The sequence below is a fragment of the Streptomyces sp. NPDC002156 genome (assembly GCF_053593675.1).
This window is the reverse complement of the sequence record NZ_JBSFDA010000034.1, coordinates 43,635-66,053: the sequence shown is the minus strand read 5'-3', so window position 1 is coordinate 66,053 and position 22,419 is coordinate 43,635. Positions and strand designations below refer to the sequence as shown.

Below are 22,419 nucleotides of genomic sequence, written 5' to 3'. Positions count from 1 at the left end.
GGCGTACACGAGGAGGAGGCCGGGGCACCCGCCCCGGCCTCCTCCTCGTGTCCTGACTCGAACCAGCAGATGTCAGGACGCGTCGAGCGCGTTCGTGATCGCCTTCACGCCGCCGTGTGCCGCGTAACCGCCGTCCACCGTGATCTCCGCGCCGTTGACGTACGACGCCTCGTCCGACAGCAGGTACACGACCAGCGGCGCCACCTCGTCCGTCGTTCCGGGGCGGCCCTGAGGTGTCATCGCGAGATGCGCGCCCACGAAGACCGGGTTCGCGGTCGCCATCAGCGGCGTCTCGATGTACCCGGGGTGGATCACGTTCGTACGGATGCCACGCGGCGCCAACTCCAGTGCGGCCACCCGTGACAGGCCCCGCAGCGCCCACTTGCTCGCCGTGTACGCGACCGCGTGGTGAGCGGTGAGACCGGCCACCGAGCCGACGTTGACGATCGACGAACCGGCCGGCATCAGTGGGGTCAGCGCCTGGATGCCGAGCAGCGCACCCGTCGTGTTCACCGCGAATGCCCGGTTCCAGTCGGCGAGTTCGACGTGCCCGAGCCGGGCCCGTACGGCGATGCCCGCGTTGTTGACCAGCCCGTGCACGACGTCCAGCGAGGCCGCGAGGGCCGCCCAGCCGTCCTCCGACGACACGTCCAGGTGCCGGTAGGTGACGTCGAGGCCGTCGGCGCGCAGGGAGGCGGCGAGTTTCTCGCCGGGCTCGTCGAGGACGTCGGTCGCGATGACCGACGCGCCCTCCCGGGCGGCCGCCGACACCTCGGCGGCGCCCTGTCCCTGCGCGGCTCCGGTGACGACGACGGTACGGCCGGCCAGACGCGTACGGCTCACGGTTCCTCCAGGAGGCTAGGGGTTTCCCCTGCCACGCTAGGAAGCGGGGGCCAGCTCCGGAAACGCGCGTTCCTCATGGCTGGCATCCGTGTCCACGATCGCCTCGGTACCGTCGGTCGACGGCTCCTCGTCCAGCGAGGCGCCCACCCTGCGCATGGTCTCGCGCAGCCAGCGGTGCGCCGGGTCGGAGTGCCGGTTGTGGTGCCAGTACATGGCCTCCACCAGCGGTACGTCCGGGAACGGCGTCGGTACGGCGACACAGCGCGCGAAGCCCTCGTAGCGCCGGGCGAGCCGCTCGGGCACCAGGGCGACCAGGTCGGTGCCGCCCACCAGGAACGGCAGGACACTGAACCCGGGCGTGCTGACCTGCACCTTCGGCACGATACCGAGGGTCTCCAGCTGCCGGTCCGCGGGCGTCTGGCTCTTGCCGAACGCGGAGGCGGCATGCGGCATGTCGGCCAGGTCGCGGAGCGTGAGCCGACCGTCGACGAGGCGCGGGTTGTCGGGGTCGACGATGCAGACGAACCGGTCGTGCATCACGGCCTCGCTGATCCCGGGCAGCCGGTAGCCGAGCGGTACGACCATCAGGTCGTGGCAGCGCAGATGGGTCTCGTTCTCCGGCTGGCCGTGCACCAGGGGGTGGAAGTCGATGCGTACGCCGGGCGCCTCGTCTGCGATGGCCCGCAGCAGCGGCTCGACGAACACCGTCATCACGTAGTCCGACATCACCACCGAGAACCGCTGCCGGCTGTGCTCCGGATCGAAGCGCCGGGTCAGTGACAGGGCCTCCTCGGCCTTGTACAGGGATGCTTGTACGACGGGCAGCAGCCGTTCGGCCAGCGGGGTCAGCTCGTACTCCCGGCCCACCCGTACCAGCAGCTCGTCGTTGAAGTGGCGGCGCAGCCGGGCGAGCGAGCCGCTCATCGCGGACTGGCTGGTGGAGAGCCGGACGCCGGCGTGCGTGACGTTCTTCTCCTCCAGCAGGGCCTCCAGCGCCACCAGAAGATTGAGATCGATCGCTCCCAGACCCACGGATGTCCCCTTCCGTCACGCCTGGCGGCAGGCGCCGGCCACGTCGTCGTACGGCCGTGAAACCGGAGCGTAACTTTGGGAGGACGGTATGAGGAAGGTCCACGCGCACATTCTCAGAAACGCGGATGCGAGCCATCGCTCCCGGGAATACGCGCAGGTCGACGGGCCTGTGCCCCCATGGTCAGGACACAGGCCCGGCTTGGCGGAGACACAGGATTCCGTGCTACGGCCGTGGGGTGCGGCCCCGCTTTCGGGCGCGCGGAAGGTACACGTCCGTACGTCCGGTGACGATGCGGTTGGAGAGGCTGCCGAGGCGTTCCACGGTGAGCGTCACCTCGTCGCCGGGGGCGAGGGGCGGGGGAGTGCGCTCGCCGACGCGGCCCCAGAACTCCGCCAGGGCGCCCCAGCCGCAGGTGCCCGAGCCGAGGATGTCACCGGGGCGCACCCAGGCGTCACGGGCCGCGTAGGCGATCATCTCCTCGAAGGTCCAGGAGACGTTGGCGAGCGTGTCCCGGCCGATCAGCTCGCCGTTCAGGGTCGCGGTCATCTCCAGGTCGAGGAAGCCGTCGGCGTCCCTGCGGTCCTCCACCTCGTCCGCGGTGACCAGGAACGGGCCGAGCGTGTTGGCGAAGTCCTTGCCCTTGGAGAAGCCGAGGCCCAGGTTCTTCTCCGGTTTCTGCAGGTCACGGGCCGACCAGTCGTTGAAGACGAGATAGCCGACGATGTGCTCGCGGGCCTGATCGGGCGTGAGGTCGCGCCCTGCCCGTCCGATGACCGCACCTACCTCCAGCTCGAAGTCGAGCACCGAGCAGCCCGCCGGAATGGGCACTTCGTCATGAGCGCCGTACGCGGCGTGCGGGTTGGTGAAGTAGAAGTTGGGCGCCCGGTACCACTCCTCGGGCACGTGCTCCAGCCCGTCGAGGGACTTGGATACCCCCTCGATGTGCGCCTCGAAGCCGACGAAGTCCCGGATGGACGGCGGCTTGAGCGGCGGCAGCAGCCGCACCTGATCCACCGTCAACTCGCTTGCCCGGCCCAGTGCTTCGGCCCCGGCCGCGTGCAGTGTCTCCGTCTCGACGAGCGAGAGGACGGTGACGTCGTCCGGCAGTGGATGGATGGTCTGCCCCTGGACGACTCCGGCGCGCTCCACGCCCTCGTACTCATATGTCGCGAACCGCATGCCTCACTGCTCCCAGTGGTTGGTGTTGGTGACGGCCCCGGCGCTCAGATACCCGGCGAAGAGACCCTTCGGGTCGCGGACGGCCCGGATCTCGCGCAGCCGCTGCCACTGCGCGTCGCCCATGAACCTCACCTGCCGGACGGTGAAGTCGGAGTCCCCGAGGTACTGGCCGGCGGTCACCGGCTCCATGTCCGCCATCGCGTCGTCGAGCCAGGCCCGCAACTCGGCGTCCCGCTCGGGCTCGTCGTGCACGACGTACGTGGCGCAGTAGATCTCCGACTGCAACGAGAAGGCCATGTCGGGGAGTTCGCGCAGCGGGGCCATCGAGAACCAGATCGTGAACGTCTGCCGGGTGGGCTGCTCGGTGAACGCCTTCCGGATGGCCGGCACGACCTTCTCGGCGGTTCCGGTCAGCCAGGCGTTGTCGACGAGATAGCGATGCCCCTCGGGGTTCGCGCTCCGCTGGTTGAGGAGCTGCTCGGCGAGTGTGGTCGGCTGCGCCTCGACGCGGAAGACGGCCCGGTCGGCGTACGGATTCGTGTGCAGCGGCGCCAGCGCCTCGGCGGCCTGCTCGGGCGTGTCGGTCATCGACACGCCCGTGACCAGCAGCAACGGCTCGTCGTGGCCGGGTGGGGTCTGGGTGAGGGCGACGATCTCGACCAGGTCCGACACCGTGTGGTGCATCCCGTGCAGCCAGGTCATGACCTCGGCGAAGAGGGCGACCGGGTACGCGTGGACTGTGTGCGCCAGATGCTTCGGCAGGGGGCGGGTGCGGAGGTGGAAGCGGGTGACGACACCGAAGAAACCCGGGCCGGCTCCCCGCGCCGCCCAGAACAGGTCGGCGTTTGTCGTCTCGTCCGCGCGGACCAACTCGCCCTCGGCGGTGACGACATCGATCGCCACGAGGTTCTCCGCCGCCCAGCCCCAGCCGCGCGCGTTCCAGCCCTGGCCGCCCTGGAGGAGGAAGCCTCCGATGCCGACCGAAGGGCAGTGCCCGCCGTTGAAGAACCGTCCGAACTCGCCCAGGAACGGGTTGAGTTCATCGCCGCCCTTGACGCTGGGGGTGGCCGTCACGATCCCGGTCGTGTCGTCGTACGTCATCTCGCGCAGATCCCCGAGATCGATCAGCAGCGCGTCCGTACGCACCGACCAGGCGGCCCAGCTGTGCCCGCCGGAACGGACGGCGACCTGCCAGCCCCGCTCCAGGGCCAGCCGTACGCCCTCCACGACGTCCTGCTCGGTCGCCGCCCGCAGCACGGCGGCCGGTGAACGGTCCGACGGGCGGCGGGCGTTGAAGACACGGCCGAAGCAGGCCTCGTGAAAGTCCTCGTCACCGGGGAGGTGGAGGGTGCCGGAGAAGCGGTTGGTGTTCATCGATGCCGTACTCACTTGACCGCGATCGGGTTGACGGGGGCGCCCACCGCGCCGGTCACCGGCAACGGCGCTGCGACCAACAGGAATTCGTACACACCGTCCGCCGCGCAGTCCTCCGACAGTTCCTCCAGGTCCCACATCTCGCCCAGTGGCAGGCCCATGTTGGGGATCGCGATCTGGTGCAGCGGGGACATCGCTCGCTCGGCGAACTCGTACGGCCGTACCTCAAGTCCCCACGTGTCGGAGGCGATTGCGGCGATCTCTGTGCGGTGCAGCCAGCCGAGGGTGGTGAAGGAGAGGCCGGGGGCGTCGCCGGCCGCGTAGCCGCCCCAGTCGCCGAGTCGTCGTACGCGGCCGAGCTGTCCCGTGCGGACGAGGACGAGGTCGCCGCGGCGGACCGTCGAGGTGGCGCCCTGCGCCTCGATCGTGGCGCGCAGATGCTCCTCCAGGATGGGGAAAGCGTCGGGGAGTTCACCGTGTTCGTCACCGACAACGCGGCCGACGTCGAGGAGGACACCGCGCCCGGTGAAGGCGTCCTTCATGTGCTCGATGCCCGTGACGGAGTCGCCGTCGCCGTTGACGATCGTGCACGAACGGCCGTTCCACGCCTGCTTGTTGTCGAAGATGTGGCCGAGCCCGTCCCACTGCGTGGACGCCTGGAGCGGCATCACGACATGGTCGTCGGCGCCGCCGAACCCGTGCGGAAAGCCCTGTGTGCCCGCCGCCGCGTCCGAACCGGTGTCCTTCATGTAGTGCACGGGGTTGATCCGGCCCCGGAAACCGCGCTGCGGGCCCTGCTCGTTGAACTCCTGCGCGAGAGAGAAGGGCCGCCCGCGCCGCACCAGACCCACCGCGTGCGCACGCATCGCGTCGTCGATGTGATTGAGGGTGCCGAGCACGTCGTCCGGTCCCCAGCGTCCCCAATTTCGGTACGCGGAACGGGCCTTGGCCAGCTCTTCCTCAATGGGACCGAGGTTCATCGGACGCGTCCTTTCAGCAGCAGGTCGTAGGCGTTGCCCCCGGCGACGGCGGACCGGTCGGCGGCGATCAGCCCGGCGGCGCCCAGGCGGTCGAGCGGGTCGGCCACGCCCATGTCGAAGGGGTAGTCGGTGCCCAGGACGACCCGGTCCGCGCCCACCTCCTCGACCAGTTGGCGCAGCGCGCGCGGGGTGTAGACGAGCGAGTCGAACCACATGCGCCGCAGATACGCGCTCGGCGGCTCGACACACCCGCGCGCGTCCTCGCGGACCCGCCAGGCGTGGTCGGAGCGCCCGATGTACGTCGGCAGATAGCCACCGCCGTGCGCGACCACCAGCTTCAGGCGGGGGAAGCGGTCGAGTACGCCGGTGAAGATGAGATGCGACAGTGCGACCGTCGTCTCGACCGGCTGTCCGACCGTGTTGCCGAGGTAGTGCGTGGCCAGCCGGGCGCCGAGCGAACAGCCCCACGGATGCACGAACACGACCGCGCCCAGCTCCTCCGCCCGCTGCCACACCATGTCGTGCGCGGGATCGGCCAGCTCCCGCCCCTCGACGGTCGTGGACACACTGATCCCGTACAGGCCGTGGTCGACGACCGCCTCGCCCAGCAGGGCGACCGCGAGATCCGGGTGCTGGAGCGGAACCGTGCCGAGCCCGTACAGCCGCTCCGGCGCCTCGGCACAGTGCGCGGCCACCGCTTCGTTGACGGTCTGGGACAGGCGTGCGGCGAGGTCGGTGTCGGCCCAGTAGTGGTGCATCGGCATCGGGCCGACCACCTGGGCGTCCACGCCCATCGCGTCGAGATCAGCGAGGCGTGCGCCGGCGTCCGTCAACTTGGGTGCCAGGCGCTGGAGTTGGGCCCGGTTGACGGCGAGGGAGGCGGGGGAGTGGGCGCGCTGCTCGGCGGCGAACTCGGCGGCGAGACCGGGCGTACCCGCGCACAGCGCGTCGGCGGCCGGTACCGCGAGATGCCCGTGGAAGTCGACGACGGGGCCGCTCACGCCGCCGCCGTCAGGGAGTTCAGCGTCCGCGACATGATGCCCGCGGGATCGGCGCCCGGTGTGCCCGGGGCGATCTCCCACGCGGCCAGTTGGAGCGAGTTCTCCAGCACCATCCGCACCCTCGGCAGCCGCCGCGCCATGAAGTGCTCCAGCGCCCGGTCCACCGGCTCGTCCCCGGTCACCAGCTCGGCCAGCAGCACCGCGTCCTCCGCGCACATCGCCGCGCCCTGCGCGATGAGCGGCGGGCACGCGTGCGCGGCGTCGCCGATCACCACCGTACGGCCGCGATGCCAGGGTTCGTCGACGAGGATCGCCTCGATCCAGCGGTAGTCGACCGCCGTGTCGTCGGGCAGCGATGCGAGGATCTTGCCCCAGGTGCCGCCGTACCCGGTACCGCGCTCGCGCAGCAGCCCGAGGGGAGCGCGGGGGCCGACGAGGGAGGCGTCGAGGTTCTCGTCGAGGAGGTAGGCGTAGCACTGGTCCGGGGAGATCGGGCTGTAGCCGGCCTTGTAGCGGGGGCCGCCGTAGTACACCTCCGCGCAGTCCATCTCGGCGGGGCGGTCGGCGACGACCCGGAAGATCGACATACCGACCGGGTGGGGCCGCGTTTCGATACCGATCTGTCCGCGCATCCGGGAGTTGATGCCGTCGGCCCCGACCACCAGGTCGTACCGCCCGGTCGAGCCGTCCGTGAAGGTGACGTCGACGTGGTCGGAGGACTGGTCGAGCCGTTCGACGCTCAGTCCGAGCCGGACCCGCACCCCGTGCGCGTGCACGGCGTCGCACAGTGCGTTCTGCATATCGGTGCGCAACGCGCCTGCCGTGGACGGCAGTTCGGGCCCACCGGTGTGGGGCGTCGGCAGCTCGGTGATCAGCTCGCCGTCCGCGCCGCGCAGCCGCATGATGTCGAACGGCACCGCCCGGGCCAGCACCTGTTCCAGTACGCCCACGGAACGCAGCGCCTTGAGGGCGTTGCCCTGGAGGGTGATGCCGTGCCCCACCCCGAACCATTGGGGCGACAGTTCCACCAGCTCGGCCTCGGCGCCGCGCTGGGCCAGCGCGAGGCACAGCACGCTTCCGGTGATGCCGCCGCCGACGACGAGCACCTTTTCAACGGGCATGGGGATCCTTGCGAACGTAGGGGGAGGTAGAGGTAGGGGGTGGCCGGCAGTGGTCAGCCGGTGAAGCGGGCGGTGCGCTCGCTGTAGTGCTCGACCACCGGCGGCGCGGCGAAGAACGGGCCGACCAGCGCGCGCCAGCGGGCGAAGCGTTCGGACTCGCGGAACCCGACCGTGTGGTGGGCGATGGACTCCCAGCCGACCAGCAGCAGATAGGTGTCCGGCCGCTCCTCGCAGCGCAGCAGCTCGGTCCAGCGGAACCCGTCCGCCTCGGCGAGAACGAGGCGCGCCTTCTCGTAGGCCTCCTCGAACGCCTGCTCACGACCGACTTCGACGGCCAGCTCGGCATGCTCGACGATCACGGTTGGCTCCTCTTTGAGAGCTTGGGTCGGTGGGTGGTCCGAGCCTGCGTGGGTGGTGGATGCAGGGTCAACGGATCGAGGCATCGGCAAGGGGCACGTCATCCATTGCGCACGGCGATGGGCCCCTGATCACGGGCCGTACGGGCCGCTGATGCCAGGCATCGCCAATCAGCATTTCCGCCGTCGGCCCGCGCTGCCTAGCGTCAATGGCAGCCACCGACCCCGCTTCACCAGTCCGCCCACCCGTACGTCGTACGAGGAGACCGCCCGTGCCCGACCGACCCCCCTCCCACGCCGGCCCGTTCGCCCTGGGCACCTTCGAGGCCGGCAACGGCACGTTCCCGGGCCTGGTCGTGGGGCCGAGGGTGCGCGACCTTACCGACCTCGCGCCGTCCGTGCGCGCGATCGTCGAGGACTGGGACACCTGGCTGCCCCGCCTCCACGACCTCGCGGCGAGCGCCGACGGCCCTTGGTTCGACCTGGCGGCGCTTCGCGTCCTGGCCCCGGTCGAACCCGGCCAGATCCTCCAGAGCGGCGCCAACTACCGCAAGCACGTGGTCGATCTGGTCGCCGCCGAGAAGGAGAGCGTGCACGGCGCGACCCCCGAGGAGGCCCGCGCCGACGCCGAGAAGATGATGGACGTACGGGCACGGAACGGCGTCCCGTACGTCTTCCTGGGCTCGCCGCGCGCGATGTGCGGCCCGTACGACGACATCGTGCTCCCCGCGCTCGGTGACCAGCACGACTGGGAACTCGAACTCGCCCTGGTCATCGGCAGGTCGGGCAGGAACATCCGCACCGAGGACGCGATGGAGTACGTCGCCGCCTACACGATCTGCAACGACCTCACCACCCGCGACCGTCTCTACCGACCCGATCTGAAGGCCATCGGCACGGACTGGTTCACCGCCAAGAACGCCGACACGTTCCTGCCGACCGGCCCCTTCCTGGTCCCGGCCGCCTTCGTCGGGGACCCCTCCGACCTCCGGATCACCCTGCGCCACAACGGAGTCGTCCGCCAGGACGAGTCCACCAAGGACATGATCTTCGACATCCCGCGGCTCATCGCGTACGTCTCCACGACCACGACCCTGCGCCCCGGCGACCTGCTCCTCACCGGCTCCCCGGCCGGCAACGGCGCGCACTGGGGCGTCTTCCTCAAACCCGGGGACGCCGTGGAGTCGGAGATCACGGGCCTGGGTCACCAGCGCAACACCGTCAGGAGCGACGCATGAGCACCTTGGACACTCCCTTCCAGCCCATCACCCATCTGCGTCATGTCGACCTGGCCGTACCGGACTTCGCCACCCAGCGCGCCTTCTACGGCAGCACCTGGGGCCTGACCGAGGTCGCGAACGACAACGGCATCGCGTTCTTCGCCGCCGAGGGCAGCCCCGAGCAGTACATCGTGCGGATCCGCCAGGACGAGCGGAAGCGGATGGACCTGATCGCCTTCGGGGCCGCGACCCCGGCCGCCGTCGACGAGCTGGCGGTACGGCTAGGCAGCGCAGGTGTCCAACTGGTCCATGAACCAAGGGTGTTGGACACTCCGGGCGGTGGCTACGGCTTCCGGTTCTTCGACCCGGACGGCCGGGTCGTGGAGGTCTCGGCCGATGTCGCCACCCGCGCACACCGGAAGATCGAGGAACGCGAGGCCATCCCGGTGCGGCTCTCGCACTGCGTCGTGAACTCCCAGGACCCGGAAGGGCTGCGGGACTTCTATGTCCAGCACCTCGGGTTCCGGCTCACCGACACCCTCTACTCGACGCACATGGGCGACCTCATGTACTTCCTGCGGTGCAGCCCCCTCCACCATTCCTTCGCCATCGCACGCGGCCCCCATGTCTCCCTGCACCACGCCTCGTTCGAGATGCGGGGCGTCGAGGAGTACATGCGCGGCACGGGCCGTGCGCTGCGTGCCGGGACCCGGCTCACCTGGGGTCCGGGCCGTCATCTGGCCGGCGACAACACCTTCTCCTACTTCCACGACCCGCACGGCAACACCGTCGAGTACACGACCGAACTCGCCGTCCTCGAAGAGGACCTGTGGCACCCGGGCCGCCATGACGTCGACGACCCGATCACCCAGGACCAGTGGGGGACGGCCGATCCGATGAGCGAGTCGGTCGCCAAGGAGCAGTTCAACGACCCCGACGTGCTGTTCGTCGCCCCTCCTGTCTGAACCCACCTGAGAAAGGCCGCTGTTGTGGCAACGATCCTGAAGCATGCCGTCCCCAAGGCCGAGGTGGCCGCCTCCCTCGACCAGGTGCGGGAGACCGTGACCGGCGTCATCGCGGACATCCGCGAACGCGGTGACGCGGCCGTGCGCGAGTACTCCGAGGAGTTCGACAACTGGAGCCCGGACTCCTTCCGGCTCTCCGCCGAGGAGGTCGAGAAGATCGTCGCGTCGGTGCCCGAGCAGGTCATCGCCGACATCCGCTTCGTCCAGGACCAGGTCCGTGCCTTTGCCCGCCACCAGCTGGACTCCCTGCGGGAGTTCGAGGTGGAGACACTGCCGGGCGTCCGGCTGGGCCAGAAGCACATCCCCGTGCAGGCCGCGGGCGCCTATATCCCGGGCGGCCGCTACCCGCTCACCGCCTCCGCCCACATGACCATCGTCACGGCGAAGGTCGCGGGCGTACCGCGAGTCGTCGCCTGTACGCCGCCGATCCGCGGGGAGATCCCGGCCGCCACGGTCGCCGCGATGCACCTGGCGGGCGCGGACGAGATCTGGCTCCTGGGCGGAGTCCAGGCGGTCGCCGCGATGGCGGTCGGTACGGACTCGATGCGGCCCGTGAACCTGATCGCCGGCCCCGGCAACGCCTATGTGGCCGAGGCCAAGCGGCAGTTGTTCGGCGGGATCGGCATCGACCTGTTCGCCGGGCCGACCGAGATCCTCGTCCTCGCCGACGAGGACACCGACCCGTTCGTCTGCGCGGTCGACCTGCTCTCCCAGGCCGAACACGGCCCCGACTCCCCGGCTGTCCTCATCACCACCTCCCGCGAGGTCGCCGAACGGACGATCACCGAGGTGGAACGACTCCTGCCCGGCATGCCGACCCGCGACTTCGCCGGACCGGCCTGGCGCGACCACGGCCAGGTGCACGTCGTCGACACCTTGGACGAGATGTACGCACTCGCCGACGACTTCGCCTTCGAACACGTCGAGGTCCTGACCACCGAACCACGCCTGGCACTGGAGAAGATGACCCAGTACGGCGCCCTGTTCCTCGGCGAGGGCACCTGCGTGTCCTTCGGTGACAAGGTCATCGGCACCAACCACGTCCTGCCCACGCGCGGTGCCGCCCGCTACACCGGTGGCCTGTGGGTGGGGAAGTACCTCAAGACGGTGACCTACCAGGAGGTCACCGACACCGCCTCCCAGGCGCTCCTCGGCCGCCTCTGCGGGCGCGCCTCCCGCGTCGAGCTGTTCGAGGGCCACGCCCGCTCCGGCGACGTACGCGCGGCGAAGGCCGAGGGCGACGCCCTGCCGTGGAACGGCGCCGCATGAGCCTGCACGGGCGTACGGCACTGATCACGGGCGGGGGAGGACCGCTCGGGCGGGCGTTCGCGTCGTCGCTGTCGGACGCGGGCGCCCGGGTGATCCTCGTCGGCCGAGACGAGACCGCCCTCGCGGACGCGGCGGACCGGATCACCAAGGAGGGCGGCGAGGCACGCACGGCGGTGTGCGACGTCTCCGCCCCGGAGTCGGTGAGCGCGCTGGCATCCCAACTGGCCGACGAGGACGTGTCGTTGCTGGTGAACAACGCGGGCGTCGCAGGCCCCGTGAAGCCGCTCGTCGACATCGAACCGGACGAGTGGGACGACGTGTTCGCCGCCAACGTCCGGGGCGTCTATCTGATGTGCCGGGCCTTCCTGCCGCCCATGCTGACGGCGGGCCGAGGCGACATCGTCAACATCGCCTCGGTGAGCGGCAAACGCCCCCTGCTCCACCGCACCCCGTACACGGCGTCGAAGATGGCCCTCCTCGGCCTCACCCGCACCCTCGCGGGCGAGGCCGGCCTCCAGGGCGTCGCGGTCAACTCCCTTTCCCCGGGCCCGGTTCGAGGCCCACGCATGGACCGCAACTTCCGCCTGACGGCCGAACTGACGGGCTGCACCCCGGAGGAGGCGGAACGGGACTTCGCCTCCCGGGCCGCACTGGGCCGCCTGGTGGAAGCGGACGAGGTGGCCCAGGCCCTGCTGGCGATGCTCGCGATGCCGGGCCTGTGCGGGGCGGACATCGACCTGTCGGCGGGAATGATCGCCCCGGCGTAGCCTTGCCGACTGCCCCTCACCGGGGCTGCCGCGACGCATCCAAGCACCCCGGCCGGTACGGGAGTTCGGGCAGATGCTCGTGCCAAGTGGCCCGGGAGAGCAGGTGGGGATAGCGGGCGCAGACGGCCTTCGCCGGATCGGTCAGGGCGGACACGTCCCACAGGTGGAGCCGGGCGCCACCCGCCGCGAGGGAGGAGCCGTTGCGGCTGAAGGCCAGGGCGTGCACGATGCCGCCGTCGACGAGCAGCGGATCACCGATCTGCGTCCCGGTGTCCGGGTCCCACAACCGGACGCGGCTGTCGTCCCCACCGCTGGCCAGCAGACCCGAAGGGCTGAACGCCACCTCGTTGACGGTCACCCGGTGTCCGGTCAGCGGCTTGCTGAACTGGCGGTGGGCGGCCACGTCCCAGAGCCGGACCGTACCGTCGGTGGCACCGCTGGCCAGCCGCTCTCCGTCCGGGCTGAAGGCCAGGGAGGTGACATCGCCGGAGTGGTCCGTCATGGGTTCCCCGATCGCCCGTCGTCCGACGACGTCCCACAACTGGATCTCCCCGAACCCCGAGCCCGAGGCGAGCACTTTTCCGTCCGGGGAGAACGCCAGCGCGTGCACCCTCCCTCGATGGCCCAGCGGATACGTTCCACCGCCTGGCCGACGAGCGGGGAGCAGCGGTTCCAGCGCACGGTGGGTCGCCGTGTCCCACAGCTGGACGTCGCCCTGGACGTCGAACCGGTTGAGGTCCGTGTCTCCGGTCGCGAGGAGCTTCCCGTCGGGGCTGAACGCGACCGCGCTGATCGCTCCCTCCAGTTGCGGGCCGGTGGGCTGCCAACTGGTGGTGTCCCACAGCCAGGCAGGTCCCACGTCACTCGTGGCCGCCAGCGTCGAACCGTCCTTGCTGAACGCCACGGAGAAGGCCTTGCCCATACGTTCGGTCAGCGAAGCACGCGCGGGGCGCCCGGTCCGGGGGTCCCACAGATGGACCGCGAGGGTCGCGCCCCCGGACGCCAGGATCTCTCCGTCAGCGCTGAAGGCGGCCGAGAGCACCTGCTGGGAACCGTCATCCATCGCGATCCCGCGTGGGCGGAGCAGCTCGGGATCCCACAGCCGCACCGTGCCGTCGTCCGCTGCCGAGGCGAGGGTCTGGCCGTCGGGCGCGAAGACCAGCCCCGTGAGGGAGCCGACATGGCCGGCGAGCGGTTCGCCGATCGGCAGCCCGGTGCCGCTCGCGTCGAGCAACTCCACCTGCTGGTCCTCGGATCCGGTCGCCAGGAGAGAGCCGTCGGGGCTGAAGGCCAGCGTGGTGATGTAACCCATGTGCTTGGTGCGCAAACCCCCGACCTGGCGGCGAGTGGAGACATCCCACAACTCGATCCCGGGCAGCTCCTTGCCCCCGCGATACACGGCGAGCCTGCGCCCGTCCGGGCTGAAGGCAAGTAGCCGGACGGTCCCCCTGCCATCGGCAGGCAGATCACCGAGGCGACGACCGGTACGTACGTCCGACAACCGGATGCCGCCCCGGCGGTCCGGCACGGCGAGGAGCAAGCCGTCGGCGCTCAGGTTCAAAGGACCGCCGACACCGGTTCGTTCGCCGGTGTCGAGCAACCGGGGCCGGGACCCGCGCAGGTCCCACCGCGTGAGCACACCGTCGGACGAGGAGGCCACCAGGGTGCTGTCCTCCGGCGCGAACGCCAGAAAGGAAACAAGCCGCTCGTCCCCTGCGGATGCGCCGGACGGCCGGGGAAGCGACACAGGTTTGCCCACGGGACGGCGAGTGACCATGTCCCAGAGGATGACCGAACCCCCGTAGTGCCCCGAGGCCAGCAGCCGGCCGTCCGGGCTGACGGCCAGTGCGGACGGCGTGGCGTAGTCAGCCCGGGGCTGCGGCCCCGCGCGCTGCTGGCCGGCTGTGTCCCAGAACATGATCCGGCCGTCGAACCCGCTGGTCACCAGAGTGGTGCCGGCAGGATCGAAGGCCATGAGCGAGCGGCCGTACCGGCCGCTGGGGATCGTGCCGCGCCGTCGGTCGGCGGCGGCCTGAAGAAGCGCCTTCCCCGTCTCGGACACGTCTCCCGTCCACTCCTGGGCGGCGACCGCCAACAGCTGGGAGGTGACCGGGTCCGCATCGGCGAGGATCTCGCTCTGCTCGGCGATCTCGGCTGCTTCCCTCCCCGCACGGTCCTCCGCCGCCTGGCGCCGCAGCGCCAGGAACACGGTCGCCCCGACGACCGTCAGCACGAGGATGACGGTCAGGACGACGCCCGAGCGCCACTGCCAGGTCCTGCGATGGCGCTCGGCCGCCTCGACGAACTGCCTTTCGGTTTCCGAGGCATGCGTCTCGTACGCCACCAGGGCGTCGCGGTGATCCCTGAGCGCGGCTCTGCGCGGCAGGATCTCGGAACGGTGGCCCGAGTGCTCCCAGGCCGCGCGTTCCCGTCTGAGTTCGGATCGCCAGCGCAGCAGGTCACGATGTGCGTCGAGGTGGGCCCTGGCCGAGGTCCACCGGGCGAGCAGGGTGTCATGGGACAGCGCGGCCATGGGCTCGCCGCGTGCGCCCGCGCTGATCACCACCAGCCGGTACTCAGGCTTGGCCAGCAGCTCGGCGGCCTTCCAGTCGGCCTCGTCGAGTTCGCCGCGAGCGGCGAAACGCCGTAGGAAGTCGCCGTGTCCGGAACTCGGCTCCACCAGATGCAGCAGGAGCCGCTCGGTCGCCTTCTTGCTCTTCTTGGTCAGCCCGGCCCAGATCTGCTCCACATGGGCGCTCAACCAGCCCTCTGGCCCGCTCAGTTCACGGTAGCTGGTGGTGGTCAGCAGTCCGTTGCCGGTCTGCCCGTGCCACATACGGGTCAGCAGCGCCTGGACGTCGGGCAGGGTCTGACGCTGTCGCACGATGTCCTGCACGATCAGCTCGAGCACCCCGTCCTCGAACCGCGCGATCCCGTTGCGCAGCGGGCCTTCGAGTACGTCCGTCAGCTGCTCCGGGGTCATCGGGCCGACCCGCACCACCGAGTCCCGCACGGTGTCCCGCCAGCCGGGCAGGCCGAGCACGGTCTCCAGCAGGTTCTCGGTCACGGCCACGATGACACGGGCGGCCGGGGTGCCGTCCTCGCCGGGACCGTCCTCGGTGGCGAGACCACGCAGCTCGGCGGCGACCTGCTGGAGTCTTCCAGGCTCCGCTTTTCCTTCCGCGGGCTCGTCGGCGGTGGGCCCGAGCAGCAGCTCGAACTGGTCCACCACCAGGATCAGCTGTGTCGCGCCGGCGCCCAACTCGCCCAGGACACGGCCGACGAGGGCCGCGGGTGTCAGGTCGGCGAGCGCACCGACCAGCTCGTCCTGCCGGGTACGGACGTCCACAGCCCCGGGATCCGTGCGGCTCACCACGGCCGCGGCCAGCGCGTGCCGCAACGCCTCGTGCAGATGAGGCTGCAGCACCAGCACCGCCGTCCGGTCGTCCTCCTCCAGCCGGGGCGACACCGCTGCCTGGAGCAGGGAGGTCTTGCCGGCGCCCGACACGCCCGTGACGATCGTGATCTCGGAGGTGCGGACGGTCCGTACGGTCTCCGTCGCCAGCTCCGCCCTGCCGAAGAACACGGCGGAGTGCTCGGCGGTGAACGGCAGGAAAGCCCGGTAGGGACAGGCCTGTTGGTACTCCGCCCGGAGCTTCGGCCAGGAGTCGAGAACGGTCTTGCCCTTGATCGCCTGTGCGTACCGTGCGATGTCGGGGCGTGCGGCCTGGCTGACCAGACCGATCACCCGGCCGGTCGCCCTGTCCCACACCGGAGTGCCGCTGAACCCCTGCTGGATCACGCACCCGTCGTCCTGCGCGGGCCTGCCGATCTGCAGCCGGTCGTCATGCACGTCACCCTCGATGGTGCCGTTCACCCAGGCTGGCTGGTCCTTGAACTGCTGCTGATGGCCGTACACGGCGACCGGGTGGTCGCCCACGGCGTCGTCGCGGGCGAGCACCAGGGGTCCCGCACCCTCGGGCAGCGCGTGCTCCAGGAGCAGACCGGCCACATCGCCTTTGCCGTCGGGCAGCATCGCCGTCCAGGAGGCGACCCGGGCGCTGAGCAGATGCCCCGGTTCCCGCAACGGGAAGTCGAGGAAGACCGGCTCCCTGGGCGCCTCGGGGTACGTGAGCGGCAGCCCCAGTGCGGTGGCCACCACATGGGCGCAGGTCACGACCTTGTCGGGGGCAGCGAGCAACCCGAACCCCACCGGTCTTCCCCGCTGGTCCAGAAACCGGACCAGTCCGGGCCGCATCGCGTCCGTGGCTGCCCCTGTCCGGGCCACGCCGTTGGTCTTCCCCGCCATCTCGCCTGCCGCTGCCTAACCAGCCTGTGGGGCATCAGGGTCGGGCGACGGCGGATCGTCCGCGTCGCCGGGCCGCTGCCATTGCAGGGTCACCGTCAGATGAGTCTCCCCGGTCGACTCGGCGATGACCAAGCCGGCCTTCGCCGACAGCTTCAGGCCGAACGCCACCTGCACCGAGTCCGGCGGCCGGGTCCCGGACCGCAGCCGGGTGAGCACTTCGTCGGAGAAGGACCGCACACGGTCCAGCCCGGCCGAGAGACTCTCGGGCAGCCGCACCATCGCGTCCTGCCTTCGGCTCACCGGCCCGAAGGTGTCCTCGTCGTCCTGTGAGGTCACCTCGACGGACATGAACTGGTCGTCACCGAGCGGGACTTGCAGAAACCGTGCCACGCTGCTGTCCTTCCCCGTACGGGCAGGGCAACCCCCGACTCGGCCCTCCCGCCGACGCATCCTAGGACGCGAACGGGGCTTCGTGCGGTGAAAACGGACAAGAGCGCCAGGCCGTGCGAATCCGGCGGGCGAGGCCGTTCGACACCCTCTGTGGCCACTCTGTGTGAGCCCCATGAAACGGGCGCCGCGATCCGAGCCATCGGGGTCCGGTATGTGTGGGCCGGGCGCCTATTCCCTTGTGTACGTGGGTGATTCACTCCCTCGTACGCACCACTGGTGCCGCCGCCCGCCCCGTCGCCCCCGTGGGTTCCACGGCTGTCCGGTCACGGTCTGCGACGGCGCATTCGATCCCTGGGAAGGCATGCCATGACGCTGATCACCCGACGTTCGATTCTCATCGCCGGTACCGCGACCGCCGGTGCCGTACTGGTCCCGGTGGCCTCCGCGACCGCCGCGCCGGCGACCGCGCGGGGCACGCGGATCACGGTCGCCGCCGGGGAGACGTACGAACTGTCCGCGACCACCCGCGTGGATCGACTGTCCATCGCCGAGGGCGGAAAGATCGTCGCCCCCGACGGCCACAGCGTCACCCTGACCGTCGACGGCGTGGAGACGGGCCAGTTGCTGACCGAGACCGGCGGTACGGAGACGCTGATCCAGGCCGGTACCTACCGGGGCGATGTCGTTCTCACGGTGGCCGAGGCGAACCCGGTGACCTACGAGACGCTCACCTTCCCCTTCCGGCAGGCCCTTTACGTGGACGCCGACGGCGTGGTGCGCGACAAGTCCGTGCTGACCAGCGTCATCGGGGGCCGGCTCACCGACTCCGTCGCGAAGAACGTGTCGATCACCTCGACCGGCGAGTGCTTCGACGGTGTGTATGTGAAGGACGCCGACTACACGCTGGAGCGGCCTGTCATCTCCTTCACCGGGAACGGGCGTTCCGACTTCGCCGGGTACGGTGCCGCCGTGGTCGGCGCAGGATCGGCGACCACCCTTGTTCTCGATGGCGCTCGGATCGAGACCAAGGGTGTCGTACGCACCGGTGTCATCGCCGACGCCGGTGCGAACGTCGTCGTCAAGAGCTCCCGGATCCACACCCGCAACGGCGTCCTGCCCGCCGACTACCAGGCCACCGTCGAGACGCCGTACATGCAGTCGGTGCCCTGGATGCTCGGCCTCGACGGGAACGTCCGCGCCACCAATCTCATCGGGGCCGACAGCCGGGCGACCTATGTCAACTCCACTGTGTTCTCGGAGACTTGGGGCGCACTGTCCGTCGAGGGCGGCCGGGGGCTCAAGCTGACGGTCGTCAACAGCCATGTCGGCAACACGGGTTCGTACGGCTACGGCACCTACGCCATCGGCGACGCGACCGTCCGCGTCCTCGGCTCGCGCTTCGACGTCGGCAGCTACGCGACGATCATCGCCGGCCCGGCGGCGGTCGTGCACTACGGGGACAGCACACCCGCAGCCGTCGCCGCACTCAACACCGAGCTCGAACTGGGGCTCAGCGCCGCCGAGTTGAGGGCCATACCGGCCCGGAACACCGACGTGAACTCGGGACACTTCGGCTACATGTTCTTCGGCGCCGGAACATTGACGCTCGACGGCGGGACCGTCATCAACTCCGAGAAGGCCACCTTCCTCAACAAGGGTCAGCAGACCACCATCACCGTCGACGGCTCGCAGGGCGCCCGGCTCAACCCGCGCAACGGGATCGTCCTGCAGATGATGGAGCTGGACGACCCGGGCCCGGTCCCCGTCAACGGCAAGATGATGAACGTCGGCGTCTACACCGAGCCCACCGGCGACCCGGCCAAGGACACCACCTTCGACGTCACCGCCGTCCACACCACCGACGGAGCCGCCACCTTCACCTCCATCGCGCTGAAGGGCGACTTCTACAACGGCATGCGCAAGGGCAAGAACCTGGTCCTCACCTTCGACGACAGCAGCGTGAAGGGCGTCATCTCGGCCTCCAGGACCCAGCACCACGTCTCCACGATCGACGCCTCCACCTTCTACGAGCTGGGCGAGGTCACCAACACGAAGCAGGCGGCCGTCAACAACGGGGTGATCGTCCAGGTGGGCGCCGGCTCCGCCTGGACGATCACCGGCACCTCGTACCTGACGAAGCTCACCCTCGCGGCCGACGCGGTCGTCGAGGCACCCCGTGGCAAGAAGCTGACCATGACGGTCGACGGAACCGTCACTGCCGTCACGGCCGGGCAGACGTACACCGGAGCGATCACGCTGACCGTGGGGTGAGCCGTCCCCGGCAAGGGAGGCTCGGGGTCCGCTCGGGCGGGCCCGACGGCCCGCGCGATCCGCCCGCTCTCCCCCTAAGCTGAGCCGATGTTCAGCCCCGAAGGCCCCACCCTCCGCGAACTCGCCGTGCAGGCGCTGTCGTCCGTCGAACGCGGCTACGACCTGCTCGCACCGAAGTTCGACCACACCCCGTTCCGTACGCCGGACACGATCCTCGATGCGGTGGCGTCGACGCTGGGCGGCCTCGGGCCCTTCGACGACGGCCTCGACCTGTGCTGCGGCACCGGCGCCGGTCTGGACGTGCTGGAACGCGTGTGCCGGGGGAGCGTCACCGGGATCGACATCAGCGCGGGCATGCTGGAGGTGGCCCGGCAGCGGACGGGGGCGGGGGAGCGGGCCGACGGGCCTCGCGTCTCCCTGGTACGCGGTGACGCCCGCGCCCTGCCCTTCGCCACGACAGCCGCACCCACCCCCGCCTTCGATCTGGTCGTCAGCTTCGGGGCGTTCGGGCACTTCCTGCCGGGTGAGCTGCCGGGGCTGTTCGCCCAGGTCCACTCCGTACTGCGGCCGGGCGGGCGCTTCGCCTTCCCTGTCGTGGCACCGGCCCGCCCGGGAACGCGCGCCTACTGGGCGCTGCTCGGCTTCGACGCGGTGATGCGGGTGCGCAACGCCGTGTGGAAGCCGCCCTTCGTCATGTACTACCGGGCCTTCCGACTGGCCGACGTACGCAGGGAGTTGACCTACGCCGGCTTCGATGTAGAGACCTGCGCGCTGCCCGAGTTCGGGCGGCGACCGGACGGCAGTCCGCGCTGCCGGATGGTGGTGGCGACGCGGACACCGGCCGGGTAGACCTTCAGTACTCCTCGGTGAAGACGGACTCCGGGAACTGCTCGGCGCAGTCGTGGGCAGCCGGGTCAGAGCGCCCCGTAAAGTGCGTCGATCAGCGCCATCTTCCGCGGGTCGTCGGCGATATGCGGACCCATGCGGTTCATGACGTACCCCAGCGACACGCCCGCCTCCGGGTCGGCCAGCCCGCAGGAACCGCCGAAGCCGTCATGGCCGTACGCCCTAGGGTTCGGCCCGTACGAGCCGCCCGGGCCGCTCAGCCACAGCCCCAGCCCGATCTCCGTCTCGTGGCCGAGACCCGCGCCGAGCACCAGGTCGCGGCAGCTGCCCTGCCCCTCGCGCACCCGCTCGGCCGCCCCGGGGGAGAGGACACGCTGTCCGCCGTACGAGCCCTGCCCGGCGAGGACGCCGTACAGCGCGGCGATCGCGCGGGCCGTGCCGTGGCCGTTGGCGGCCGGTATCTCGGCGGCCCGCCACTCGGGGCTGTTCGCCTCGGCGGCGCCCAGGACGGGATTGGCCAGGGCGGCGATGGCCGCGGGTGACAACTGGCTGAAGATCGCGGCCTGTTCACTCGCAGAGGCGGCCGGTGGCTGCACCAGCTCGGCGGCCCGCCCCGCCTCCTTCTCCGGCAGGCCGATCGTGAAATCGACGCCCAGCGGCCCGGTCACCTCCCGCTCCAGGAAGGCGCCCGGCAGCAGCCCCGACACCCGGCGGACCACCTCACCGACCAGGAAGCCGTACGTGAACGCGTGATAACCGGACTGGGTCCCCGGCTCCCACCAGGGCTCCATCGCCGCCAGCCTGCTGGTCGTCAGCTCCCAGTCGTAGAACTCGGCGAGCGCGTGCGGCTCACGCAGACCGGACAGACCCGCGCGGTGCGACAGCAGATGCCGTACGAGCACGCCCTCCTTGCCGCCCGCCGCGAACTCCGGCCAGTACGTGGCCACCGGGGCGTCCAGGTCGAGTAGCCCACGGTCGGCGAGGATGTGCGCGCACAGCGCCGTCGGGCCCTTCGACGTCGACCACACGTTGACGAGCGTGTCGCGCTCCCACGCACGCGTGCGCCCCGCGTCGGCCCAGCCGCCCCACAGGTCGACCACCGTCTCGCCGCCGACCGTGACGCTCACCGCCGCGCCCAGCTCCCCGCGCTCGCGGAAGTTCTCCTCGAACGCCGTCCGCACCGCCGAGAAGCGTGCGTCGCAGTCACCGTGAACGTCTGGTACGTGCTCGGCCATGGGCCCTCCGTCGTCCGCCGGAAAACCGGGCCACGACACTGTGACCCGGCACCGCCGAACATACCGACTGGTCGGATCGCGGGGAAGGGAGGGGAAGTCATCGGAATCGACCAGTCGGGCCGTCGCCGTTACCGCTCCCCCTGCCCCTGCCCCGACCGCAGCCGCCCACGAGCCCGTCAGGCGTACGCGCGCAGCCACCTCACCTTCGTGGCCTCCTGGAACGGGCCGCCGCCCTCGTGGTCGTTGAAGTCGTAGACCTCGACCTTCTTGTCCTCGTGCGCCCAGGCGTTGAAGGCCGCGAAGACCGTCGACGGCGGGCAGGTCTGGTCCTCCAGGGCCGCCGAGAAAAGCGCCGGGGCCCGGCCGCGCGCGGCGAAGTGCACGCCGTCGAAGTAGGCGAGCGTGTTCAGCACGTCGGCGGTGCGGCCCCGGTGGGTCTTGAGGTAGCTGCCGATCTCGCGGTAGGGCTGGCGGTCCGTGAGGGTCGCCGCGCGCGGGAAGTCGCACAGGAACGGCACGTCCGGAGCGATCGCGACCAGGTCCGGGACCAGCCCGCCGACCGCGATCGTGATGCCGCCGCCCTGACTGGTGCCGATGGCCACCGTGCGCGCCGGATCGACCAGGGGATGCGAACGGGCCGCCTCCACCGCGCGCACCGCGTCCGTGAACACCCGCCGGTAGTAGTAGTTCTCGGGGGAGTCGATGCCACGGGTCATGAAGCCGGGGAACGCGGGCGCGTTGCCCACCGGGTCCGCCGTGTCACCGCCGCCGCCCCAGGCGCTGCCCTGGCCGCGGGTGTCCATGACGAAGTGGGCGCGGCCGGTCGACGCCCACAGCAGGTCCCCGTGCGGCAGGCCGCGCCCGCCGCCGTACCCGATGAACTCCACGACCACCGGCAGCGGCTCCGACGCACCGGCGGGCAGCCGCAGCCAGCCCTTCACCGGGTGACCGCCGAAGCCGGCGAACGTCACGTCGTACACGTCGACCGTGGTCAGGCCCGTGTCCACCGGCTCGAAGCGGGCGTCCAGGTCGTGTTCCCGGGCCTCCTGGAGGGTCTTGGACCAGAAGGCGTCGAAGTCCTCGGGCTCGACGGACGCGCTGCGGTACTCCTGGAGTCCGTCGAGGGGGAGGTCGAACTGTGCCATGCAGGACCGCCTTTGTGGGGTGACAGCAAGCGATTGCGGGTGATCACACCGTACG

The 22,419-nt window shown here is 70.5% G+C and carries 18 protein-coding genes; 6 read left to right on the top strand and 12 right to left on the bottom strand.

Features of this window, described 5'->3' with window-relative positions; genetic code table 11:
• Positions 1–72: 72 nt before the first annotated feature.
• The 8 genes from ACWCRB_RS16845 to ACWCRB_RS16810 form a co-directional block, all read right to left on the bottom strand.
• Positions 73–843 carry an SDR family NAD(P)-dependent oxidoreductase gene (locus tag ACWCRB_RS16845; protein WP_450996775.1) on the bottom strand — a complete coding sequence of 257 codons (771 nt, stop codon included), beginning with the start codon at positions 841–843 and terminating at the stop codon, positions 73–75.
• A 36-nt stretch (positions 844–879) separates the two neighbouring features.
• Positions 880–1,875 carry a LysR family transcriptional regulator gene (locus tag ACWCRB_RS16840; RefSeq protein ID WP_450996774.1) on the bottom strand — a complete coding sequence of 332 codons (996 nt, stop codon included), beginning with the start codon at positions 1,873–1,875 and terminating at the stop codon, positions 880–882.
• 223 nt (positions 1,876–2,098) lie between these two features.
• A complete protein-coding gene (locus tag ACWCRB_RS16835; RefSeq protein WP_450996773.1) occupies positions 2,099–3,055 on the bottom strand; it encodes a fumarylacetoacetate hydrolase family protein in 957 nt (318 codons plus the stop codon).
• A 3-nt stretch (positions 3,056–3,058) separates the two neighbouring features.
• Positions 3,059–4,429 (bottom strand): FAD-binding oxidoreductase, encoded by a 1,371-nt coding sequence (locus ACWCRB_RS16830; RefSeq protein WP_450996772.1) that lies wholly within the window; start codon positions 4,427–4,429, stop codon positions 3,059–3,061.
• Between the two features lie 11 nt (positions 4,430–4,440).
• Positions 4,441–5,409: a cyclase family protein gene (locus tag ACWCRB_RS16825; RefSeq protein ID WP_450996771.1), complete on the bottom strand. Its 969-nt coding sequence runs from the start codon at positions 5,407–5,409 to the stop codon at positions 4,441–4,443.
• Positions 5,406–6,410: an amidohydrolase family protein gene (locus ACWCRB_RS16820; RefSeq protein WP_450996770.1), complete on the bottom strand. Its 1,005-nt coding sequence runs from the start codon at positions 6,408–6,410 to the stop codon at positions 5,406–5,408. The genes ACWCRB_RS16825 and ACWCRB_RS16820 overlap by 4 nt, the downstream gene beginning before the upstream one ends.
• A complete protein-coding gene (locus tag ACWCRB_RS16815; RefSeq protein WP_450996769.1) occupies positions 6,407–7,531 on the bottom strand; it encodes an FAD-dependent monooxygenase in 1,125 nt (374 codons plus the stop codon). The genes ACWCRB_RS16820 and ACWCRB_RS16815 overlap by 4 nt, the downstream gene beginning before the upstream one ends.
• 53 nt (positions 7,532–7,584) lie before the next feature.
• Complete coding sequence (locus ACWCRB_RS16810) at positions 7,585–7,890, bottom strand: antibiotic biosynthesis monooxygenase family protein (protein WP_450996768.1); 306 nt, start codon at positions 7,888–7,890, stop codon at positions 7,585–7,587.
• Positions 7,891–8,159: 269 nt separating this feature from the next.
• Here ACWCRB_RS16810 and ACWCRB_RS16805 point away from each other — a divergent pair, with 269 nt between their 5' ends.
• Genes ACWCRB_RS16805 through ACWCRB_RS16790 form a run of 4 tightly spaced genes read left to right on the top strand, consistent with a single transcriptional unit; the run spans position 8,160 to position 12,168 of the window.
• A complete protein-coding gene (locus ACWCRB_RS16805; protein ID WP_450996767.1) occupies positions 8,160–9,125 on the top strand; it encodes a fumarylacetoacetate hydrolase family protein in 966 nt (321 codons plus the stop codon).
• Entirely contained in the window at positions 9,122–10,072 is a 951-nt protein-coding gene (locus ACWCRB_RS16800) for a VOC family protein (protein WP_450996766.1), read from the top strand. The genes ACWCRB_RS16805 and ACWCRB_RS16800 overlap by 4 nt, the downstream gene beginning before the upstream one ends.
• Before the next feature lie 24 nt (positions 10,073–10,096).
• Entirely contained in the window at positions 10,097–11,401 is a 1,305-nt protein-coding gene (gene hisD, locus ACWCRB_RS16795; protein ID WP_450996765.1) for a histidinol dehydrogenase, read from the top strand.
• Positions 11,398–12,168 (top strand): SDR family NAD(P)-dependent oxidoreductase, encoded by a 771-nt coding sequence (locus ACWCRB_RS16790; protein WP_450996764.1) that lies wholly within the window; start codon positions 11,398–11,400, stop codon positions 12,166–12,168. Before hisD ends, ACWCRB_RS16790 begins: the two co-directional genes overlap by 4 nt.
• 16 nt (positions 12,169–12,184) lie before the next feature.
• On the opposite strand, the gene ACWCRB_RS16785 is transcribed toward ACWCRB_RS16790, so the two are convergent.
• Together ACWCRB_RS16785 and ACWCRB_RS16780 are read right to left on the bottom strand one after the other, a co-directional pair.
• The gene (locus tag ACWCRB_RS16785; protein WP_450996763.1) at positions 12,185–16,456 is read right to left on the bottom strand and encodes an nSTAND1 domain-containing NTPase; all 4,272 of its coding nucleotides are present in this window, start codon (positions 16,454–16,456) and stop codon (positions 12,185–12,187) included.
• A gap of 36 nt (positions 16,457–16,492) precedes the next feature.
• Entirely contained in the window at positions 16,493–16,867 is a 375-nt protein-coding gene (locus ACWCRB_RS16780; protein ID WP_450996762.1) for a CU044_2847 family protein, read from the bottom strand.
• A gap of 366 nt (positions 16,868–17,233) precedes the next feature.
• On the opposite strand from ACWCRB_RS16780, the gene ACWCRB_RS16775 reads away from it, so the two are divergent.
• Both ACWCRB_RS16775 and ACWCRB_RS16770 read left to right on the top strand, forming a co-directional pair.
• Positions 17,234–19,138: a hypothetical protein gene (locus tag ACWCRB_RS16775; protein WP_450996761.1), complete on the top strand. Its 1,905-nt coding sequence runs from the start codon at positions 17,234–17,236 to the stop codon at positions 19,136–19,138.
• Between the two features lie 87 nt (positions 19,139–19,225).
• Positions 19,226–19,987: a class I SAM-dependent methyltransferase gene (locus tag ACWCRB_RS16770; RefSeq protein ID WP_450996760.1), complete on the top strand. Its 762-nt coding sequence runs from the start codon at positions 19,226–19,228 to the stop codon at positions 19,985–19,987.
• Between the two features lie 65 nt (positions 19,988–20,052).
• Here ACWCRB_RS16770 and ACWCRB_RS16765 read toward each other — a convergent pair whose 3' ends face one another.
• Together ACWCRB_RS16765 and ACWCRB_RS16760 are read right to left on the bottom strand one after the other, a co-directional pair.
• Positions 20,053–21,219 carry a serine hydrolase domain-containing protein gene (locus tag ACWCRB_RS16765; protein WP_450996759.1) on the bottom strand — a complete coding sequence of 389 codons (1,167 nt, stop codon included), beginning with the start codon at positions 21,217–21,219 and terminating at the stop codon, positions 20,053–20,055.
• 176 nt (positions 21,220–21,395) lie between these two features.
• Positions 21,396–22,364 carry an acetylxylan esterase gene (locus ACWCRB_RS16760; protein ID WP_450996758.1) on the bottom strand — a complete coding sequence of 323 codons (969 nt, stop codon included), beginning with the start codon at positions 22,362–22,364 and terminating at the stop codon, positions 21,396–21,398.
• Positions 22,365–22,419 lie beyond the last annotated feature (55 nt).